Below are 21445 nucleotides of genomic sequence, written 5' to 3' on the forward strand. Positions count from 1 at the left end.
TCTCTTGTCCTTAATATTAGACCATTTTCTGAGAGATTGACGGTTCGTACCCAGGATGCCACTTAGATGTACCAAATGCTGGCATAAACGGAAAGGCATATCCTAAATGTACCGAAATCATACCTACCTGTGAAAACGAATACAGCGGTCTCTATGAAAAACGCCGCCGTACATCCAGAGAGTCCGGATGCGCGGCGGCGAATGGGCGGGTGGAATATACAATCTGCTCAAGTGTTGATCAGAACCTTCAGTACCTCTTGTACCTCAATCTTCTGCGGAACGACCAGGCTGCAGATTTCCTGTTCGCTTTTCATGAAGGAATAGCCGACCAGAAACGGGAAGTGTTTGAACTGGATCCGGAATACTTCTGTACCGAACATAGTCTCCGGTCTGATGGAGGAGATTTCATAAATGGCATAATCGGCAAGCAGCCCCATTTTGAATGCCTTACCCAGCGCTTCCTTGCAGCTGAAGAACATATAGGCGAACCGGACGGGAGATTCATATCCGGACATCAGCTCTTTTTCGCTGCCGCTCAGCATCTCTTCAATCGGCACATCCAGCCGGATGGTTTCCATATCGATGCCCACAATATTATCCTTGGAGTAGACTACCGAGAGCACATAGCGTTTGGAATGGCTCAGCCCCACCTCAACCAGCTGGTCTTTAACAATTGGAAAGCGCAGGCTTCCATACTCCACCGTTATTCCGCTGAGCTCACCCTTAAAGGAAGCCGTTTGGTCCGCCAGGTTTTTTTTGATCGCATAACGCCCGTACAGAAACTCCTTGCGCCGGCTCTCGTTGCAGATATTGCAGTACATCACGTACTCGGTAGAGCTTAAGATTTTGTGAACCTCGAAGGTGTGCTGCTCCTTCATATCGATCAAGTGCGGACTAATCATGGCCTCATCCCCTTATCGTTCCCCGGCCTTTGATTTGCGGTGCCAATAATGAAACAGAAGCAGATCCGCTACAAATCCGGCATTGATCAGCAGTATAAAGCTTAAATAGATGCTCTGTGTAATGGAATGGACCGGATATTTGAGCAGAATACCCGCTGTAATCAGCAGGCTTGCCAGAGCGCTCAGCGGTACAACGCCCGAACTCCGGTAGTGGATCTTGCGGTACAGCCCGAGCATCAGCATCAGAATTCCCGGCAGAATCAGCGTTTCCCGCAGCTCGCCGATATTTGGCATAGCCTCTCCGAAGGTATATACCGGGAAACGGATGCAGAGCAGAAGACCTGAAATGATCAGCAGCGAGTCTATCCATTTACGGTGTCTGCTGAGGGCGATGGTGTACCAGGCGCCGAACACATTCAGATAAGATAGACTAATCAGAACCAGCACGCCCACTACACTCAGGACGAACCAATACGTGTCACCCGGAATGAATTTGTCCTCGCCCACAAAACGCAGGAATAGGAAGAAATAGATCCCGACCGCAAGCAGCTTGAGTCCCCAGTAGGTCTTCATCCCCGCTGTAAACCTTCTGCGGAAGGCGGTGTTCCCTCCCTGGAGGTTAAAGCCGTATTTACGGTATAGAAAATCATAGATAGTTCGCTGCATAATGTTCCTCTCCCAGCATGTTGGATAGCTGCTCAATGGACGGGTGTTCAAATACATCAAAGAAGCTGATATCTGCATCGAACTGCTGGTTTATCTCCCGGGCAATTTCCCAGACGGTGACGGAATCTATGCCCTGCTCAAAAATATTGGTCTGCTCATTCAAGGCCGCGCCGGGCAAATACTGCTGCAGGATCAGCGAGAGCTTTTTATTTTTGCTGAGGAAATGGTTCTCGTATAAGGTCTTGGTGTTGGTCTTTCCGTTCGCGGTCAGCGGGATTTCCTGCACATATACGATCTTGGACGGGATCATATAGATCGGCAGCAGCTGCTTCAATACCTGGCCGATATTCTCGGAGCGGGTCGTGACCGCCAGATAGATTTTTTTGTCCCGCACAAAAGCATGGCAGTTCTGAATTCCCTGGGCACGGACGGTATATTCGATCTCCTGCAGATCAATCCGGTAGCCGTTGATTTTGACCTGGGTATCCTTACGGCCGAGATAGACGATTTTGCCCTCCGCATTCAGCCGGACCAGATCTCCTGTCTTATAGACCTCCTGGCCCTGCCACTGGATAAAAGCTTCCTTCGTCTTCTCCGGGTTACCGAGATAGCCCAGTGCTACCCCAAGCCCGCTGGCATAAAGCTCCCCTTCTGCGGCGCTCTGCCCTTGCTCATCGACAATATGGGTCTGTGTTCCATGAATCGCTGTTCCAATGGCAATCTCCTGCATTACACTTCCCTGCTCCATGACATCCAGGGTAGTAAATACGGTGTTCTCTGTGGGGCCATAGCCGTTTACTACCGTGGTATGCTTAAGCACTTCATTGACATGGGATAAGCTGAGCTGCTCGCCGCCAACAATTACACGGGAGAGACTCTTGAACATTTCCGGCTTCTTGTCCACCCAGAAGTTAAACAGGGAGCAGGTAATCCACATTACGTCAATGCCCTGGCTGATCCGTTTTTCCACATGATAGATATTCAGAATCTCCGTCTTCGACAATAAGGAAATGGTCATACCGGACAGCAGCCCGCCCCAGATCTCAATAATCGATGCGTCGAATTCCAGCGGACTGATATGTGAAATCGTTTTGTCCGGGGCAAGGCCCAGGCGCTCATCCCCCAGCAGGCGGAGGACACCGCGGTCCGGAATGCCGACCGCTTTGGGCGTGGAGGTTGTGCCTGAGGTGAAGACAATGTAACAGAGCTGCTCAGGAGTACGTGCGGGAAAGTCCCATACCTCTCTCAGACCGGGAACCGGCTGCAGCACTTCGTTAATTGTAGCTTTAACCTGGATCGTTTCGCGCATGGACTGCTTGCGTCCCTCAGGATAGTCCTTGTTGATCACTGTATAGGCGGCTCCCGCCTTCAGTACCGCCACCATAGCGGCAATCGCCTCGATGCTGCGCTCCAGCTCGATCGCTACCACATCATGAGCCTGAACGCCCTTCACCTGCAGCTGCTGCAGATAAATATTTGACAACGCGTTTAAGTCACCATAGGTGATGGAGCGGCTGCTCTCCGCAATCGCCACCTTATCCCTATATTTCCGCATGTTCTCCCCTAAAATGCCGAGAATATTGTTCATTGTCCGCTTCCTCCTTTGAATGGGCTTGTCTGGCTGGATGTGATGAAACCGATGATATGGTGATATACCTGCTGCTGGAATTCGTAGTAAAAGAAATGCCCGCCCGGGTACGTATGATACGGAATCTCCCGTTCCGACAGGTCGCTCCAGTCCTGTATGGCGGTGACGGAATGATCCTCAAGCCCCTGAAACACAGCAATCTGGATAGCGGGATCGAATCTGCGGCAGCGGTACTGATTGTCCAGGTTGTAACGGTTAACTGCTGTAATATCACTGCGGAGAGCCGGCAGAAACAGCTGGCGCATCTGCTGGGAGGCAAACTGCCCTTCCTTGATCAGGCCATAAATGCGGCAGCGCTCCAGCAGCGTATCATCGTCCGGCTCCTCTTCATCCACCGCTTCAATCCGGTGCGGCGGGGTGGCCGCCATGAACAGCAGCTTGATTACCGGATAGCCGGACTCTATTAAGGCATGGGCCAGTTCATACGCAATCAGGGAGCCCATGCTGTAGCCCAGCAGAATCAGCTCTTCCTGCGGGTCCAGAGATTTCTTCAGCAGGGAGAACAGGTCTGCAGTGATGTCCCGGATCGAGCCGAAGGGCTTCTCGGAGAACCTTCTGCCGTGACCGGGATATTCCAGGGACAGGACAGCAAGCTCCGGGCAGCTGGCGTGAAGCTGCTTCTGCAGCTCCGCGAATACATTGACATGGGCACCGGCGTACGGCAGGAGAATCAGCTTCACTCGCCGGCACCTCCCCGGTACACGCTCTCTGCCTCCAGCTGAAGCAGCAGATTGTAGCAGTTGCCGTGCATCGAATACGAGACGGCCGAGTACAGCCTGTAGTCTCCAGGGCTGATACTCCACTGCTCTGCGCCGATTCTGCCGATAAAAGCGTTCGGGCTGGCGACTTCCCTGCCCTGCAGTTCAGTCTTCATGCGCTGCGAATCCAGCAGACGGCAGGTGCCGATAAGGCCATAGTAGCCTACGATATAATGGACTCCCTCCTTCAGGAATCCGCCTTTCAGGTTCCTGTAGGATTTCTGAAGCGTCTTCAGGCAGGAGAATTCTGCCGTATCATCGATCTCATTGCCCCGGCCGTACAGCTCCAGAAAAACATCTGCTTCCGGGTCAACTCCGGCATTCTCCAGAGAGCGGCTTACCAGCTTCTTGATCACGGTGCGGTTGACAACGGGATTGCCCATCGTTCCTGCAGAGATATCCTTAATCTCCGCAAGAATGGTATCGCCGTCGCTAAGTGCGAGTTCCCGCTCCTTCAGCAGGAAGGCAGCCCCGCCTTCCGAGAAGTACCGGCCTGAGGCCCCGTCCTCAAAAGGTTCGGTGTAGCGTTCAGCGCCTATTCCGAACTGGGACAGCTCATACGGGACCGGAAAGGTAACCGCGCTTGATCCGCCGGTAAGGGCGATGTCGAACTCCCCTTTGCGGATTTTGGCATAGGCGCTGTACATCGAGCTGATCCCCGAAGTAGAGGCTTCACTGATGAGCTCAACGGCCGGAGGACGGCCCAGCTGAAGCAGCTTAAGATAGCCAAGCGGATCAATAAGCTTCACTGCATGTCCAAATGCCTCGCCTTCCACTCTCATTAATGCGAATTTGGAGAGGCTGTCTGTCTGGGCGGTTCCTATCGAGACAAGCAGATTGTTCTTTGGACCCAGCACATTCCGGTCCGCCAGCGTCTGCAGGAGGGAGAGTGTGATCCGTTCGCTGGACAGCAGGAATCTGCTGTCCGGCCCGGAGATATGCTCCAGCTTGAAATGCTCCTCTACGGAGGGATAGAACACCCCGTCGAAGGAGGCAGCCTCACCCGGCTCCTGATTATAGGTTCGTTCAAGCTCACGCACACGGCTCTGCCAGATCGCGTTCTTGCGGCCCATCAGCTCTTCCGTACTCCCCGATTCCCGGCCCGGGTAATCATAGATGAAATCAACGATAACTACTCGGCGTTCATTCATTGGCTTCCTCCAGCAGATCTTTGACGTATTGGCTGAGCTGCGTGATGGTCGGGTAGATGAACACATCGGCCACTTCCATATCAATCTTGAACTGTTCTGCCACCGGACCATAGATGCCGAAGGCCTTGAGCGAATCGCCGCCCAAGTCTGTAAAGCTCTTATTCACATCAATGTCATTGCGGTCCAGCACCGAGGCAAACACAACCGTGACGAACTTCTCCACTTCATCCTGGCTGTCGGTACCCGTGATCGTTAAGGCTGAGTACTCCTTAATCTGAATCTTGGCAGCCTCTTCCGCTACAACATCCGAAGCTGCAGCTGCGGCTCTGCTGCCTGCATACTGCTGCGGCATGCGGATATATTCGGCTAAGAATTCCGCCGTCTTGGCTTTGTTGAACTCACCGGCGATAACCTTGCCGAGCTTCTTATCCAGCGAGAGTCTGATGTATTCCCTTCCGACAGGCGAAGAGAGTGACTTCATCAGCAAATGCTCGTCTGCTGCGGCCAGATCGCCGAATTGCAGCGCCATACCGGTATCTTTCCAGCCCGGCCACAATACTGTGGTTGCCGCTTCATCCCTGAAGCCCTCAAGAAAGGCGTTGGCGAAGGTATAAGAGAACTGGCCTGCCGATCCGGCAATCGTGGTCATCGAGGAGCTGGCAATGAAGAACTTCAGCGGCTGGCCTTGCAGATATTTGAGCAGCAGCAGGGTCCCTGTTACTTTTGGAGCTACAATATTTAAAAATTCCTGTTCAGACTTCGTGAAGAGCATGCCCTCTTCCGGAACCCCTGCCAGATGAACAACCCCGGCTATGCTTCCTGCTCCGGCCAGGCTGCCTACAACCTGCTTGACCTGTTCTTCGTCTGATACATCGCAGCTGTGGAAGGACACGTTAGCGCCTTTGCCCAGCACCTGGTTCATCCGGTTCAGCTTGCTGCTTTCTTCGGCTGTCAGCGATGACTTGGCCTGCAAGGCGGAATAGGAATCCTTGCGTCCAAGGATGGCAATGTGCAGCTTCGGCTGGCGTTCCAGCAGAACATCGATGTATTCCATCCCGATGCCGCCGTAGCCTCCGGTCACAATCACACAGTCTTGTTCATTCAGCTGAAGGTTCGCATCCGCCGGGGTTTTCGCCTCGACCAGCGCTTCCTCATACAGCTGGTTATGGTCAACCAGCATTTTCTTGCCGTCCAGCTCTTCTGTCTCCGCGATACTGAGGATCTTCCCAAGGTCGAATTCCGCCAGGTTCAGCATTTGTGTCTTGAAGCCGGTATTCTCCAGCCCCAGAATTCTTCCTGAGCTCAGCAGGGAATAGTTCAGCGGATTAAGCATGGTGTCAGCCGTATCCAGAGCGAAGCCGTTATCAGCCAGAATCAGCACTTTGCCCTTGCGCTTAACCAGCGAATTGGCCTGCTTGGCAAAGTCAAAGTAATGCAGCATTTCCTGCCGGGTGACGCTGGTATCCGGCAGGGACTCCCCAAACCAGGGAGCATAGATTACGAAATCGTATTTCTCGGCAGCCTTGAAGGCTTTGAGCGCTCTGTAATCCTGCAGGTCAACACCTTCACGCTGTTCAGCAGCGGCAAGCTCAAGCGCCCGCCCGTTGCCGACGACCAGAACGGTCTTCCCGGCAGCTGCAGAAGCTGCTGTCTCCGGTACACGGTAAGCCGAAGGTACCCAGGTCACTTCATGCAGGTGAGGCTTGAAATAGGCGTTGGCAAAAGCCTTCATCACGTATTTGTCCAGATAAGCTATGGTCTCGCCAAGCTCGTTGTAGACGGAGATATTGGCCGTAATGACATCATGATCTCCGGCCGGGTCATAGAGCAGCTCTGTCCTGGAATATATCCGGCCGGTGAACGCTTTGCCGGTAAAGATGAATTTGCCGTAGGACAGCGGAAGGTAGCTTTTACCGCGGGCCTGGGCACGTTCATACACCATCGCGCCAAGAATGCCGTCAAGCAGGGAAGGATGCAGGTAGAAATTCTGCAAGTCACCGGCAAATTTCTCATGAAGCGTCAGGGACAGCAGGATCTCGGAGCTGGATGGACGGGCCAGGCGGAAATTCTGCTTGGCGAAATCCCAGCGGCCCTTAAAGAAGTTATTCTCCTCGGAGCCAAAGTCCGCGGTTAGCAGCTGCTGTTCGAACATGCTGTTCACATCCACTGCTTCCGGCGCAGCCTCAAGCTCCGCCTGTCTGATCGTGAAGGAGGCATGCGTCACATAGTTGTTCATATCCTGATTCTCATAGGAGAAGACTTCGATCTCCAGCTGTTTGGAGGAACTCTTACTGACATGGATCTGGAACTCTCTGCGTTTCTCCTCCAGCTGAATCAGATTTTTGAAATAGAGCTTCTCCAGCTGGAACGCCGGGGTTCCGAAATATAGGACCGCCAGCTCAGCGGCGAGCTGTGTATAGGTGGTTCCGGAGAAGGTCCGCTGGCCGCCGATCCGGTGATCGTCGACAAACCAGTCATCCGGTGACAGCTGAACGGTGTAGACATCGGAATGCGCAGTTTTCAGCGTCTGTTTGCGGATCAGTGTGGATTGCACGGGCAGGCTGGGCCCGGAATTCTCGTAGGTGTTGTGCTTTTTAACATTGGCCCACAGCACCTGCCGTTTGAATTCATAAGTCGGCAAGGAGAGCGTAACTGCATCCTGATAAGGATACATTTCCAGTGCCAGATCATAACCTTCCAGATATAACTGGATCAGTTCGCCTGTCATGTACTGGTCGTAGCCGGTTTTGAGCCGGTGCTGCATCAGCTTCCTCATATCACCGGATATCTCCTGAACTTCGCTCTGAGTAATTCCTTCTGCAGCCTGTCCGCTGGCCAGAACGCCAATGGCTGCACGCAGCTTGCCGGTGAATTCTGCGAAGGATGCTGCCTCGAACCCGATACCGTTCTTAAAATGATTCCGTTTGTGAATCAGCGTATAGGAGATGTTGTGCAGGCTGAAGGCTTCCAATCTTCCTGCCTGGCGCACGAATTTATTCAGGACTGCAATCAGCTGCTCTGCGGTCTGGGCCGAGAAAACGAAGGGATAAGGTGCTGATGACTTCACCGGCTCGCGGCGTGTTTCATATTCCTCCAGTACAATATGGGCATTAGTTCCGCTGAATCCGAAAGAGCTGATCCCCCCGCGGCGGGGATATTTGCCTCTTTCCCATTTCCGGACTTTTGTGGGGATATAGAAAGGGCTGTCGACAAATTTGATATATTCATTGGGCGATTCAAAGGACTGGTTGGGGAAAATCTCCTGGTTCCGCAAAGCCAGCGACATCTTGATCAGTCCGCCTACACCGGCTGCACCTACGGTATGCCCGATATTCTCCTTAAGGCTGGTGAGGGCGCAGAAGCCCTTTTTGTCCGCATGCTGCTTGTAGGCGTCTGTAAGTCCTCTGACTTCAATCGGGTCGCCCAGCTTGGTACCGGTGCCATGGGCATCAATGTACTCCACGGTTTCGGGAGAGATGGAGCTGCGTTCATAAGTCTCCAGCAGCAGGTCCTTCTGGGCATGCGGGTTAGGAGCGGTCAGCCCGTTCGATTTGCCGTCGCTGTTGATCATGCTTCCGCGGATAATGGAATAGATATTGTCGTTGTCAGCGATCGCATTCTTCAGCCGCTTGAGGATGACAATCCCCACCCCTTCGCCGAAGATCGTCCCCTGCGACTCCGCATCGAACACCTTCAGGAATGAACGGGAGGTCTCTACATTGCTGTACTGGTCCAGCACACTGCCCTGGCGGGGGAACAGGCCTAGCGCGATACCGCCGACAATCGCTGTATCAATTTCCTTGTCACGCAGTGTCTTCACCGCCAGATGCGCGGCCACCAGCGAGGAAGAGCAGGCGGTATCAATAACAAAGGAGCCGCCCGACATGTTGTAGATATAATTGAGGCGGCTGGCCAGTATGCCCTCCCAGCAGCCGGAGTTTACATAGTTCGAATCCTCCTCGATCTCTGAGCGGTAATTAGCGGTAATGGACTTGTCCTTCCCGATATAAATCGCTGTTTTGCTGTCCTTGATGGCATCCAGCCGGATCCCCGCATCCTCAAGTGCCAGGTAGGAATGCTTCATCACCAGACGGTGCGTCGGGTCAATATATTTGGCCTCCTCCGGGGAAATGCCGAAGAACTCCGGATCAAAGGTGTCAATATCCTCCAGGTAAGCCCCCTTCTCCCGGCAGAGCCGCTGCAGGAACTCCTCCGGAGTGGTCTTCAAGTGGTCTGCACCCTTCTGCAGATAGTCATGATCCTTCGGAATGTACTGAATCCGGTTCTCCGGGAACTCTTTAAAGCCTCTCATCCCGTGCTTGACCGCCTGATAGAACTCAAAGGTATCCTTCACATTGCTGTATTCGCAGGAGATGCCCACGATAGCGATATCATCGGGAATAATCTCCTCCAGCAGGGCCTTACCGGCCGCCGAATCCAAGTTTCCTTTTTTGACCTGATCAAATATATACTCGCCTGCTCTCATTGCGTTCGCCTCTTTCAATGTTTTTGGACTTCGATCGCTTATGCCTTCTGGAATCTCAAGAAATCCAGCAGGTCGGCGGCATCCGGGGCAGCTTCAGACATTATCTGCTGCACCGGCACATGTATGACCTGTTCTATGAGCTCTGCCTGCCCGTGGATGGTCGGAATGGAGAACAGGGTGGTCACATCAAAGCTTCCCGGAAAAGTACGGTTAAGCTCATCACATAGCTGCACGATTGTAATGGAGTCTCCCCCCTGCTCAAAAAAACTGAGCTGCGGGTCGTAGCAATCCTCGCCCAGCGTCCGCTTCCAGGCTTCGGTGACACCTTGCACGGCTGTGGATGCGGCGGCTGACGGAGCAGCCTGCGGCAGCGGGCTGCGGATACCGGAGACCTGCTCCGCTCTGCCGAACAGCGAGGAGTAGTCCTCGGCTGCAGTCTTCAGCTTCAGCATGGAAGCCTGCCGGACTCCCGAATGGACGAACAGATCGATCAGCTTCACGCCATCCCCGCTATGCAGCTTCTCAAAGTAATAGTCCGCCTTGCCGGCTGACATGCCGACATCCTCCCATCCGGTCAGATTCAGGGTCCGGATATTGCCGCCGTCCACTGCCAGCCCGGATTGATACGCGTTCGCCGCGCAATATTCCGTCTGTCCCATGGCACCGATCAGACCGGCGACGGAAGCAAAGTGGATGATCTCCCGGGCATGGGGGAAGTATTTGCCGAGGAGGAAGGAGCCGTTGATTTTACTGCGTGTCCGCCCGCAGAACTCCGCTTTGGACTTATTGGCGAACAGCCCTCTTGCCGGTTCTCCGGCAAAATTGAGCACATAATCCACATGCCGTCCTTCCCCCGCGGCCAAGGCCTGCACCTGATGCTCATCGGTAACATCGAAGGCGAGATAGCTAAGATTAGCAGGGTGAGCTTCACCCTTCCATTCCGGACTGCGACCAGCGGCAATAATGCGTGTGTCAGGATAGGCGGCAGCCACATACTTGGCGTATTCTCTTCCAATGCCTGAAGCACCGCCGATGATCAGGAGTGTCCGTCCGGCCAGCTTGCCGGGTTCGTCTGCCTTCAGCTTCAGGCTCTTGAAGCGGAGCGTCCGGAAATGGCCGGTTCTATGCACAATCAGATCCTCGTCATGATAGGCATAGCGGTTGAGCTCCATGGATTCCTGGCCATAGGGGCTGTCAATCAGCCTGATCTTGAAATTCAGCTCCAGGCGGAGAGCGTAGATCCCCATAGCAACACTGCGGCTCAGGGCGTTCATTTCATCCCGGCCGAACAGCCCGGTGCTGATGTAATGAAACTCTTTCAGACGGTTCCCGCGGTTAAGCTCCACAAGCCAGCAGCCGAAATCATAGGTCTCTTCCGCTACGGAGGACTCATCCCTGTAGGGCTTATCCCACATAAAAATGCTCTGGGCAGCTTCCGCAGCCGGCAGCAGCTGCTGCAGCTCAGAGATTTCCCCGAAGTAATGAACCGGCTCTTCAGGCTGCAATACTCCCTGCCAGGACTGATGCATAATCAGCAGCGGCGTCTGCGGCTCTTCCCGCACCTTGAATACCGTTTCGATATAATGCTCCTGCTTGAAGTAATCCCCCCGGGGCTCCCCGCCGGTCGTCAGCGCATTTTTGACCTTGTAGTTTCTAACCGTAAGAACCGCTCTGCCTAAACCGTCATACAGATTAATGTCCAAAGATAATATAATATTTCCGATGTTATCCGAAGTTTTCTCACGTATCCTCAGATCTGAATAAAAGTCACTTCCGGAAAGCTCGCCGCTGCCGAAATCAATTTCACTCCACAGCCAAGGGAACAGAATATCATTCGGCTCCGCGATCCGGTTCAGGGCGTTGAACGCCGGGTCCAACAGGGACGGATAAAAGCTGTATAATCCAAATTCCCGCTCATAGCCGGCCGGTGCCTTCAACTTTACCAGGGCGCGGCCATGGTCACTGCTAACCCAGAGCTTGTCCACAGTTGCCCATCTGCCGGAGACCTGCAGCCCGCCGTCCCCGCCATCTCCCACCTGGCTGGTGACGGCAATTTCCTGCAATTCCGTTTCGGGGTCCAGCTCTATGGCGGCAAGCCCGCCTTCACACTTGTGCACAAGCTCGAATTGAAGCCAGTTCCGGTGCTCTCCTGTGACAGCATAGGAGACCGTGCCGCGAAGGGTTATTTTATCCAGGATAAGGGTAATCGTAAATGGCTCCTGCCGTACCGAGAGAGGCGCCAGAATATGCAGATTCCGGATATTGAATTGTGCCAGTTCATAGGCGGTAGAGCGCAGGCCCTGGGAGAGGATTTCAAAAATTGCTGTGCCTACCATCAGATGGCTGCCGCCAAAGGTGTGCTCCCTGATCTCCCAGCACTGCTGCAGACTCAGCGGAAATTGAACGCTCAGCGTATGCTCCGTATCCAGCCGTTGAAGGGGACTATTGACCGAGAAGGAGTTTCTGTCCAGCGGGAACCAATAGGGCTGCAGCTGCAGTTCCAATGCTTTCCCCTTGCCTACTCTATTGCCTTCGTAACCTTCCAGGATGACATGGGCATTCGTCCCTGTCATGCCAAAGGAGCTGACCCCGGCCAATGAACGCGGGGGGAGCGGGCTGCTTTTGTCCGGGACATAGAATACCGAATGTTCGAACTCAATTTCTCCATTGGGAATTCTGAAATCGGGGTGCGGCAGCAGGACGCTGCGCTGCAGGCTCATCACGGATTTAATCAGAGAAAATAATCCGGAGGCCACATCCAAATGGCCGAAATTCGATTTGCAGGCCGTAAGAGCGACCGATTGCCTGCTCATTCCATGCTCCAGGAAATAAGGATTCAGGCTTTCGAATTCGATGCTGTCCCCAATCGCTGTGCCTGTTCCATGGGCTTCGATGAAGGCCAGCCGGTCCAGCTGATCTGCCAAGGGGCTCCATGCTTCTTCAATCAGGCTCTCCTGGGCCAGCGGGTTCGGGGAGGACATGTTGACGGTATGACCGTCATTATTCACGGCATAGCCTTTGATCAGGCCATAGATAGCGTCGCCGTCACGCTCGGCATCCTCACGTCTTTTGAGTATGACAGCGCCTACCCCTTCTCCGATGGAGGTGCCGGTGCTCCGCTCATCAAAGGCTTTGGTCGTGGCATCGGCTGCCAGAATATCTACCAGCTTATCAGCCTTCTCTCCGGGCTTAATATACAGGTTGGAGCTGACAACTACTGCATAATCAATATCTCCGCGGCGGAGCTCATTCGAGGCTTGAATCACGGATACCAGTGAAGAGGAGCAGGCCGTATCCGTCATGACTGCCGGCCCTTTCAGGTCAAAAATATAATTGATCCGGCTGGCGATGGTCGAATTCAGCATGCCCAGCAGGTCCGGGGTCAGACCTAGCGCCTGCAGCTGCAGCTGATACTGGTATTGCTGCGTGGTATTCACGCTGCCGTAGACGCCTGTCCGTGTACCCCGGATGTCTTCCAGATAGCCGCTGTCATTCAGCGCCCGTGTTGCGGAGAGCAAGGTCAGCCGCTGGTTGGGGTCCATATACTCCGCACTTTTCCGGGCGATATGATAAAATTTATGATCAAATTCATCGATGGCTCTAAAATAGGAGCCCTCCATGTAACGTTCTTCATCCTCAGACAGCCCGCTCCGGTTCAGCCGCTGCGCAGGGAACTTCCCCTTCGATACCTGTTTGCCGCTTATAAAGCGCCAGACTTCCTCCTGATCCCGGCAGCCTGGCATGGACAGATCCAGACCTATAATAGCAATATCCTCCTTACTCAAGCTCCCTCACCTCCCTCTTCTTCAATGCTGCATTTACCGTTGTTATCCGATCTTCCAGGCTAGACGGTTGCAATATTCGGCAATCTCGTCAGCCGGAACCTCCTTGGTGCTCAGAATCAATTCCAGCAGAGACAACGTCTGCTTGATATCCTCCGGCGAAGCCTCCTTGCCGATTTGCGACTTGATGCGGTTATAGCCGCTCATGACGATATTGTCATAGGCTTCGGCATCCGTGCCGTTATTTTTGGTGGAGACAATGATGCCCAGCGCCCGGGAGAATACATCATAATGCCGGTTTACTTCAATATCATCCTTCAGCTCTGTACGCAGCAGGCCGATGGTCTCTTCACTATGGAAGGCAAATACCCCATCCGGGGATTTGAACATTTTGACGAACATCCCGTTTGGCGACAGATCTACGAAGAGCTGCACGCCCTGGCTGAGCGCATAATCCACCGACGGCTTCCAGCGGACCGGGCTGACCATTTGAGCGGCAATTTCTTCACGGATATTCGTGAAATTATACAGCTCTGCGCTCTTATTGCTGATCACCTGTGTCTGCAGTCTGGTGCTGAAGGACAGCCCGCCAAGCTGCTCATAGACCTGTTCAGCCGCTTCCTTCATATAAGGCGTATGGAAGGCTCCGTTCACGCCGAGCATCACGCCTTCGAGCTGGTGATGTTTGACGAATTCCTGAATGGCCTGCCTTGTACCGGAAATTACAGTTTGCTGCTCCGAGTTCAGATTGGCCGCATAGACCTCATCCCAGCCGGCTGCCAACGCTTCGACCTGCTCAGGTGCGGCGAATACCGCCATCATTCCGAGGCTCTCCTGCTGCTCAATCGCCGCTTTCATTGCCTTCCCGCGGATATCCACCAGCTGCAGCCCTTCTTCGTAGCTCACAGCCCCGGCAATGGTCAGCGCGGTAAGCTCTCCCAGACTGTGGCCAAGCACATAGCTGGGATACAATCCAATCTGCTGTTTGTATAACTGATACATGCACATGGAGCCGACATAGGTGGCAAGCTGCGCTTTGTGGGTGTCCTTGCTCAGATCGGAGGTCAGCCATTCCGAAACCGGATAGCCCAGCTGCCGTTCTGCCGTTTCAATAAGGCCACGGGCTTCCGGAGATTCCAGCCAGAGCTCTTTTACCTGTTCTGTAAATCGGGTTCCCTGTCCGGGCAACAGTAATGCAATATTCATTTAATTAGCCTCCTTTAGATGATCCATAATTTTTCCGGCCAGCAGTTCCGCCGTATGATAATTGAAGAAATCCGAGATTTTGAGATTGATATTGAAGGATTCCCTGATTCTTTTCTTGAACTTCACCAGCAGAAGCGAGTCCATGCCGAGATCGAAAAAGCTTACATTCGCCTGCACTCCCGCCTCCCCCAGCAGCGCGGATACGATTCCGGCGACCTCGTCGTAAATCTTTCCGCCCGGTGTTTCCGGGGCTGCTTCACCGCCATGCTTCTCTTCCTTCGCAGTGAGCGATACTAAATCGCCAACCCGTAATCCGCCGCCGGCATTCGCATACAGCTTCTGAAGAATGGAGTGGAACAGCGTCAGCAGTGCCTGCAGATCTGTAAGTCCGTATTCGCTGGAGATAATGCTGATCTCCCAGTCATTTCCCGTCTTGTATACGGAGAAATGGAGACCATACTTCTCGTCGCGGTAGCCGTGGGCCTCCTCCAGCTGAATGCCGTGAGCCTCATTTAAGGTTTTGGCGATCAGGCTGCCGGATTTATAGTCAAAGATAATATCCCTGAAAATATTCATGCTGCTCATCCCCTCCGTGCGGATCAGCTCATCGTAATAATCTCGTCCGGCGAAGCTTGCGAAAATCCGGCTCTGAATGCCGGCAATGAGCTGATCCGTCTCTGTCCCGAGCTCTTCCTCCAGCTCTATTCCAAACGGAATCAGCTGGACGAAATTACCGAGCGCCTTGTAATTCCGGGGGTCTCTGCCCAGGTAGGGATAGGCCAGATATACGGAGCCGCTGTGCAGAAAGTGGGCCAGACTGAGCGAGAAGGCGGTCAGTGCCACCGCGAAATCCGAATGGCGTTTGGCCGGACTGCCGTCCAGGCTGAAGCACTCGTTCAGGTAATGAATCTCGCTGCTCTGTCTGCCCAGCAGTTTGCTCTTGAACGGGGCATACTTCCCGAAGCTGAGGGTCCGGCCCCCGCCTCCTTCTGCCTGCATGCTTCCCTGCGGAGCCTCCTCCGGCAGCAGCGGATACAGCTGTGAGACGGCCGGTTCCCCGGACAGATAAGCCTGGGTAAGCTCCTGCAGAAACAGATTCATGCTGAATCCGTCGAGAAGAACATGATGGGCATTGATAAACAGATAATCACCGGGCTCATCGAGTACCCTGCAGATCAGGAAACGTACCAGCGCACGGTCCTTGATCGTGATCAGCTGCTCGCCGATGAGACGATCCTTGTCCAGATGCTCAAAGGTTCTAACCTCAATCGTCGGCGGTTCATTCCGGGTTCTTTTATGAATCTCCGAGTGTATTTCATAGGAGGTCCGGAACAGCTCGAAATCCTCCATATAGCGGGTCAGCAGATTATACATTCTGGGAATGTTGAGCCCTTCGGCGAACCTCACAAACAGTGGAATATTATAAGCCGTCGGACTAAGCAGGCAGCTGCTTACGATCCTCTTCTCAGTACTGCTAACCATTGCTGACATTGTCCGCGATCTCTCCTATTGTTCTGCTGAACAGCGTATCGAGGTCCAGCTGATACCCCTTGCTTCCCAGCTGCCAGATGATCTCCATCGCCTTGATGGAATCCCCGCCCACATCCAGGAACGTCTGCTCTGCGGTTAATTCGCTGCTCAGCACACTCGTCATCACCTTCATAATTTCATTCCGGCTCTCATTGGCCTTACAATTGCCACTTATAATCTCCTGGATGTCCGTTTTGCCGTTCGTATTCATAGGAATAATATCCACCACCTTCACTGTAGGAACCATATACTCAGGCAGCCGGCTTCTCAAATGGCCCCGCAGCTGCTCCAGATTGACCTGATCCTTCACGTAGAGCGTGAGCCGTTTACCGTCATAATGCGCCAGGCAATCCTTTTGCAGGCCGAAGTCATAGGCACATTTCTCCACTTCCCCCAGCTCAATGCGGTAGCCGGAGATTTTGACCTGCCTGTCCTTCCGTTCGACGTAGACAATCTCACCAGCATCATTAAGGTACACGGCATCACCGGTACGGTAAAAGCGTACTCCATCCTGCTGAAGCAGGACTCTGCGGCTGGCCTCTTCATCTCCCAGATAGCCGCGCATCACACCGGAATCCGCAATCAGAAGCTCCCCTTGCTGCCCTTGCGGCACCTGAAGGTTATTGTCGCCTACAATCATGAACGTTCCCTGGTCAAACAGTCTGCCGATAGGCATATCTTGTTCGGCACCAGTGACTTTGTGGGAGGTGGCAAAAACGGTCGTCTCCGTGGGTCCGTATACATGCAGGACGGTGCAGTGCCGGGCGGCTTCCTGCAGATGATGCACCGAGCAGCGCTCACCGCCGGTCAGAACCAGCGATACCTTCCTGAACAGCTCCGGGGCCTCATCCACATACAGATTGAACAGCCGTGTGGTCAGAAACAGGGTGTCGATATCCTTGAACCTTTCAGGTACATTTTCGCAATCCAGGCTGTCATCTTTACTGATCAGCTTCAGCGTCATGCCGTTCAGCAGCCCGCCAAAAATCTCATACACCGAGGCATCGAACTCCAGCGGAGCCAGCTGGCCCATTACATTGCCGCTGTAGAAGCTGGGTTCATTCACAATTTTGGCGATCGAATGATCTTCAATAGCTACCGCCTTCGGCTCTCCCGTTGAGCCTGAGGTGAAGATAATGTACAGCAGGCTGTCCGGCTTTCTTACCGCTTCCGGAAGCTCGTCTGCATGGCCGCCTTCTGCCCAGTCTACCTGATGCACACTAAGCTTGGCCTGAACCAGCGCCTTCATCTTCTCCTTGCGGTAGTCCGGATAGGCTTCAGGAATGACACAATAGGCGGCTCCGGCCCGGATGGTGCCGATCATGAGTGCAATAGCTTCGATTCTGCTGACGCATTCGATGGCGACCACATCCCCTTCACCGACTCCCTGCCTGCGCAGACAGGCGGCAATCCCGCGGGTTAGCTCGTCCAGCTGCTGATATGTAAGGGTGCGGGTATCGTCCAGAATCGCCTGTTTATCCTGGTATATATTAAACTTTTTGTTAAATATTTCTGATAAATTCATATTGAGCCCCCTATTCTGCTAAATGATCAAGCCTGGTGCTGAATTCGCTGATGATTGCAGAAACCTGTTCCTCCGTATATTTAGCCTTGCTGTATTCGGCTTCAATCCCATTCTCCTGCCGGTAACAATACACCCGGATATAGAGCTGGAACTTGCACATCCTGTCCGCCGGGATATACCGGAAATGCCTGAACATATCCTCTTCATAGGAGTACATCACTGGATATTCAGTCATTCCCGGCAGCTCATTGCTGCGGTTCATGAGCGTCTGAAGATTATCCCGGTGAATCGTTCTGATCCTGTCCTCCGTTGTACCGGCTGCTTGCATCCGCTTCGGCATGAGCCGCACGTAGCAGCCTGCCTCCGTGAAATTCCCCAGGCTCATGCGCCAGTTGCCAATGGCGCCGTAGGTATCTCCGCTGCAGCAGCGGCTCAGCACTTCCTCCAGCACGCCTTGAAACACGGCGTTTTTGGTTACATTCAGCTGCTTGGCCAGCCGCTGAACAGCCTCCTGCCGGTTATTATCCAGCGGAACTGTAAGCCTTCCGACACCAGGGACCGGCTTGTCCTGCAGCTCAGGCAGCTTCAGCAGCCTGCCGGTTGCTTCCGGTGCACCGGGGTTATCCCGCTGCAGCTCGCAGATTCTGCGGTAGCTGGACAATGGAAGCGAAGCCTGCGGCGGAACCTCCTGTCCTTCCAGCAGCCTGCCGGTAAAATCCTGTTCAAACCGGCGGATGCCCAGCCCGTCAATCACGATATGATGAAACTCTACCCAGAGATACCGCTCATCCCGCCATTCCAGAAAGGCCAGACGCCATGGATAATCAGCGCTCAGATCAATGCCTGCCAGCAGGTTCCGGATATACTCATCAGGCGGTTCAATAATCCTGAGGGATTCCACAATGAACTCTTCCGGCTGCAGCGGAGTATAACGCTGGTAAAATTTCCGCAGCTGCGGCTCATACGTATATTTCACCTGCAGTGTCTTATGTGCCTTGAACGCTGCATATAAGGCTTCCTTCACAGCTGCATAGCTGATTCCGGGTTCCAGCGGATACAGCAGCGGCAGACGGTAGATCGGCAGCTTGTTGCAGATGAACATTTTCCGCTGAATGGAGGTCAGCTCACTGCTCTCCTCCCAGGCTTCCTGGCGGTCTGCCAAGGGTGCATAATCAAGCATGCTCCGCTTCACCTGCCTTCCCAGTGAGCTCTTGTACTGCGGCGTGCACATCACGGACAATCTGTGCTTCTTCCGCCGGATTATAAATCTGATCATCAATATACAGGCTTAAGCGGCATTCTGCGGCGGACAGCTCCAGGTTCAACAGAATCTGGAACTTGGACATCCCTGCGAACTCCAGCGTCCGGTCAAATAATGTACCTTCGCTGCTGCCTGCAACCAGCGTCTGAAACACGATTGAAGGGAATTCAAGTGTAAATCCGGCGCCGTTCAAATCGTAAATCGATGCCGCCTGATACCGGTGTGCCGTAGCAAGGCTCTCCCGCAGGACTTCCTCGTCTGCCGCGTTGAAGAAGATTGGCAGCACTCTGGCGAAGGAATGGATGACTTTCGTCGCGCCCGGTATCACCCTGCCGTGGTATACCGCACCTACATAACCTTGTGTATGATTGAAAGCCAGCGCCAAACGGTTTGTTATGTATGTAAGCAATCTGTGTTCCGTCTCGGAATAGGGGGCCTTTTCCACTTGAAAAGCAATCTCATGCACATGATAGCTTCCCTTGGTCAGCATCGGCTTGCCCTGGCTTGGATAGGCGTTGTAACGGAGGAGCGGCTGCCAGCCCTGTACGGCATCGCTGATTGCCGCTTCATAGCTTCCGGCAATTTGCGCGTACTGGGCATAATCTACAGGCCGGCCATTGAAGCTGTCCTCGATCTGGCGAAGCAGCACGGCAAGCCCTACCTGATCGATCAGCATGTGGTGCATATTAAGATACAGGTAGGTCTCTTGCGTGGAGAGTACCGTGACCAGCCGGATGTCCCACAGCCTTGCACCGCCCTGCAGGCGGAATCCGCTGCTGATACCGTTCAGCTGTTCAAGATCAGCCACAGTGAGATGCTCAATTTCAACATGCCGGTCCGCTTTAACCTTTCCCGACACCTCACCGTCAGCATAGGAATATTCGGTGAAGAATACATCGTTGCATGCAATAACATGCTCGATTACCGCCTGGAGGGCAATTAATTCCGCTGTACCCTGCTCCGAAATCCGGTACGCATATTTCACATCGTACATATTTGAATCTGTAAACCGGAAGCTGTCGATGAACAGCACCTTCATAAAGTTCGGACATACATATTCATCCGGTTCCTGTCCGCCCATGTGCAGCGGAACCGCAGTGCCAGCCTTGCCGAGAATCAGCTGCTTCAGCTCCCGGAGCGTTCCCGATGCATAAATATCCTGATAGCTGAGCTGTACACCAAGATGCTCATAAATATCCGTGATCATCCTGGCAATATCCATTGAAGAGATGGAGGAGTTGAACAGGTTCTCATCCTCATCCACATCGGGGAACCATTGGCTGCTCCTTTTGGGCTCAGCGCTCCACTCGGCTGCCGCAGCAGTCTCCAACATAACCAGCGGTGTGATCTGCGCCTTACCGGCTGGCTGGGACAGATCCAGCTGATCCAGCTCCAGCAGCATTTCTTCCAGACCTTCACACAGGTGCTGCATGAGATGCTGTTCATAACAGACCTCATAATCCAGCTGCGTCTCGTATTCATTAAACTGCAGGTGGTTATTGTACTTGTGGAGATATTCGCCCAGAGCAAGCCCGGAGAACACCGCCGATTTCCGGTCCAGATCCGGCATTTTTGTATAGGATAGGACGTAATCATACCCGCGATACCCGAGCAGCTCCATATATTCCTCGTAGGATAGTGCGGCGGATCCGTTAATCGCATGAAACAATTCCTTGAAAATGCTCTGCGCATTACCGGCGTAACTTAAGCTTTCGTCAATTTGCAGGAGCACCGGGGCAATGTCCGTAAAGTTCCCGATAACACCGGCCTGCTGCCGGTGATCCCGGCGGGACACCACCACGCCGACGAGGTTCTTCCGCTGCGGCGACAGCAGGGCCAGAGCCAGCAGAATCACACCGAACCGGGTTACTTTCAGTTTACCGGATAATGCGGCAGCTGCCTTAAATGCTTCGGCTGAGAGCCGGTCCCGGCCATACACCGGTTCGGCATACGGACGGGACTCCTTATCCGTGCGGAGGAACTGCCTGATCTTGTCCGTGTATCCGTCAGCTATAGTTAGCGGCTTCCCCTGGCCCGCAGGCTCCCGGAAATAACTTCCCTCCTGAAACACCGGAGAATCCTTGGTCAGCAGCTCTTGTTCCAGACAGTCCAGGAACAGATAAAGGGAATCCCCGTCCATAATCAGATGATGCATCAGAAATTCAATGCAGCGCTCATCCTCTCTCAGGTAAAAGGCGGCTAACTGCTGCCCTTCAAAAATGGAGATTCTTTGGCCGCGGAGCGAAGTCCCGCTTCTGTAATCCTTGAAGCCGCGGTCCACAGCAAAGAGGTACTGCCCCTCCTGTCTGATGATCCTGCCGCTAAAGGCCTCGGCTGCATTCATCACCCGCTGAACGGCCTGCTCCAGGTCTTCCCGGCTCCACCGCTTGTCATAGTGAACCGAGAAATAAATTCCGTAATCCTTGTTATGCTTCTCTGCATAGAGAATTTTCTGCTGCAGGGGTGTAAGCTCATAGTACCGTGTGCCGTTATCTGGCTCCACTTTCATAATGGTCCCCTCCTCCTTTCA

The 21445-nt window shown here is 53.6% G+C and carries 12 protein-coding genes; all 12 read right to left on the reverse strand.

Features of this window, described 5'->3' with window-relative positions; genetic code table 11:
- Positions 1 to 227: 227 nt before the first annotated feature.
- The 12 genes from JRJ22_RS22720 to JRJ22_RS22775 are packed head-to-tail and all read right to left on the reverse strand — an operon-like array spanning position 228 to position 21424.
- A complete protein-coding gene (locus JRJ22_RS22720) occupies positions 228 to 902 on the reverse strand; it encodes a 4'-phosphopantetheinyl transferase family protein (RefSeq protein ID WP_206101622.1) in 675 nt (224 codons plus the stop codon).
- 12 nt (positions 903 to 914) lie between these two features.
- Positions 915 to 1568, reverse strand: a complete 654-nt coding sequence (locus JRJ22_RS22725) for a hypothetical protein (RefSeq protein WP_206101623.1) — start codon at positions 1566 to 1568, stop codon at positions 915 to 917.
- The gene (locus tag JRJ22_RS22730; protein WP_206101624.1) at positions 1549 to 3156 is read right to left on the reverse strand and encodes a non-ribosomal peptide synthetase; all 1608 of its coding nucleotides are present in this window, start codon (positions 3154 to 3156) and stop codon (positions 1549 to 1551) included. Before JRJ22_RS22730 ends, JRJ22_RS22725 begins: the two co-directional genes overlap by 20 nt.
- A complete protein-coding gene (locus JRJ22_RS22735; RefSeq protein WP_206101625.1) occupies positions 3153 to 3896 on the reverse strand; it encodes a thioesterase II family protein in 744 nt (247 codons plus the stop codon). The genes JRJ22_RS22730 and JRJ22_RS22735 overlap by 4 nt, the downstream gene beginning before the upstream one ends.
- A complete protein-coding gene (locus tag JRJ22_RS22740; RefSeq protein ID WP_206101626.1) occupies positions 3893 to 5125 on the reverse strand; it encodes a beta-ketoacyl synthase N-terminal-like domain-containing protein in 1233 nt (410 codons plus the stop codon). The genes JRJ22_RS22735 and JRJ22_RS22740 overlap by 4 nt, the downstream gene beginning before the upstream one ends.
- Positions 5118 to 9611 (reverse strand): SDR family NAD(P)-dependent oxidoreductase, encoded by a 4494-nt coding sequence (locus tag JRJ22_RS22745; RefSeq protein WP_206101627.1) that lies wholly within the window; start codon positions 9609 to 9611, stop codon positions 5118 to 5120. The genes JRJ22_RS22740 and JRJ22_RS22745 overlap by 8 nt, the downstream gene beginning before the upstream one ends.
- Before the next feature lie 38 nt (positions 9612 to 9649).
- On the reverse strand, positions 9650 to 13396 hold the full coding sequence (locus JRJ22_RS22750; protein ID WP_206101628.1) for an SDR family NAD(P)-dependent oxidoreductase: 3747 nt from the start codon (positions 13394 to 13396) through the stop codon (positions 9650 to 9652).
- Between the two features lie 42 nt (positions 13397 to 13438).
- The gene (locus tag JRJ22_RS22755) at positions 13439 to 14599 is read right to left on the reverse strand and encodes an ACP S-malonyltransferase (RefSeq protein ID WP_206101629.1); all 1161 of its coding nucleotides are present in this window, start codon (positions 14597 to 14599) and stop codon (positions 13439 to 13441) included.
- Positions 14600 to 16090, reverse strand: coding sequence for a condensation domain-containing protein (locus JRJ22_RS22760; RefSeq protein ID WP_206101630.1), 1491 nt, complete (start codon positions 16088 to 16090; stop codon positions 14600 to 14602). It abuts the gene before it with no gap.
- On the reverse strand, positions 16074 to 17654 hold the full coding sequence (locus JRJ22_RS22765) for a non-ribosomal peptide synthetase (protein WP_206101631.1): 1581 nt from the start codon (positions 17652 to 17654) through the stop codon (positions 16074 to 16076). Before JRJ22_RS22765 ends, JRJ22_RS22760 begins: the two co-directional genes overlap by 17 nt.
- A 10-nt stretch (positions 17655 to 17664) precedes the next feature.
- Positions 17665 to 18834 carry a condensation domain-containing protein gene (locus JRJ22_RS22770; RefSeq protein ID WP_206101632.1) on the reverse strand — a complete coding sequence of 390 codons (1170 nt, stop codon included), beginning with the start codon at positions 18832 to 18834 and terminating at the stop codon, positions 17665 to 17667.
- The gene (locus JRJ22_RS22775; RefSeq protein WP_206101633.1) at positions 18827 to 21424 is read right to left on the reverse strand and encodes a condensation domain-containing protein; all 2598 of its coding nucleotides are present in this window, start codon (positions 21422 to 21424) and stop codon (positions 18827 to 18829) included. Before JRJ22_RS22775 ends, JRJ22_RS22770 begins: the two co-directional genes overlap by 8 nt.
- Between the last annotated feature and the right edge of the window lie 21 nt (positions 21425 to 21445).

The sequence above is a fragment of the Paenibacillus tianjinensis genome, assembly GCF_017086365.1.
GTDB classification, from domain to species: Bacteria; Bacillota; Bacilli; order Paenibacillales; family Paenibacillaceae; genus Paenibacillus_AQ; species Paenibacillus_AQ tianjinensis.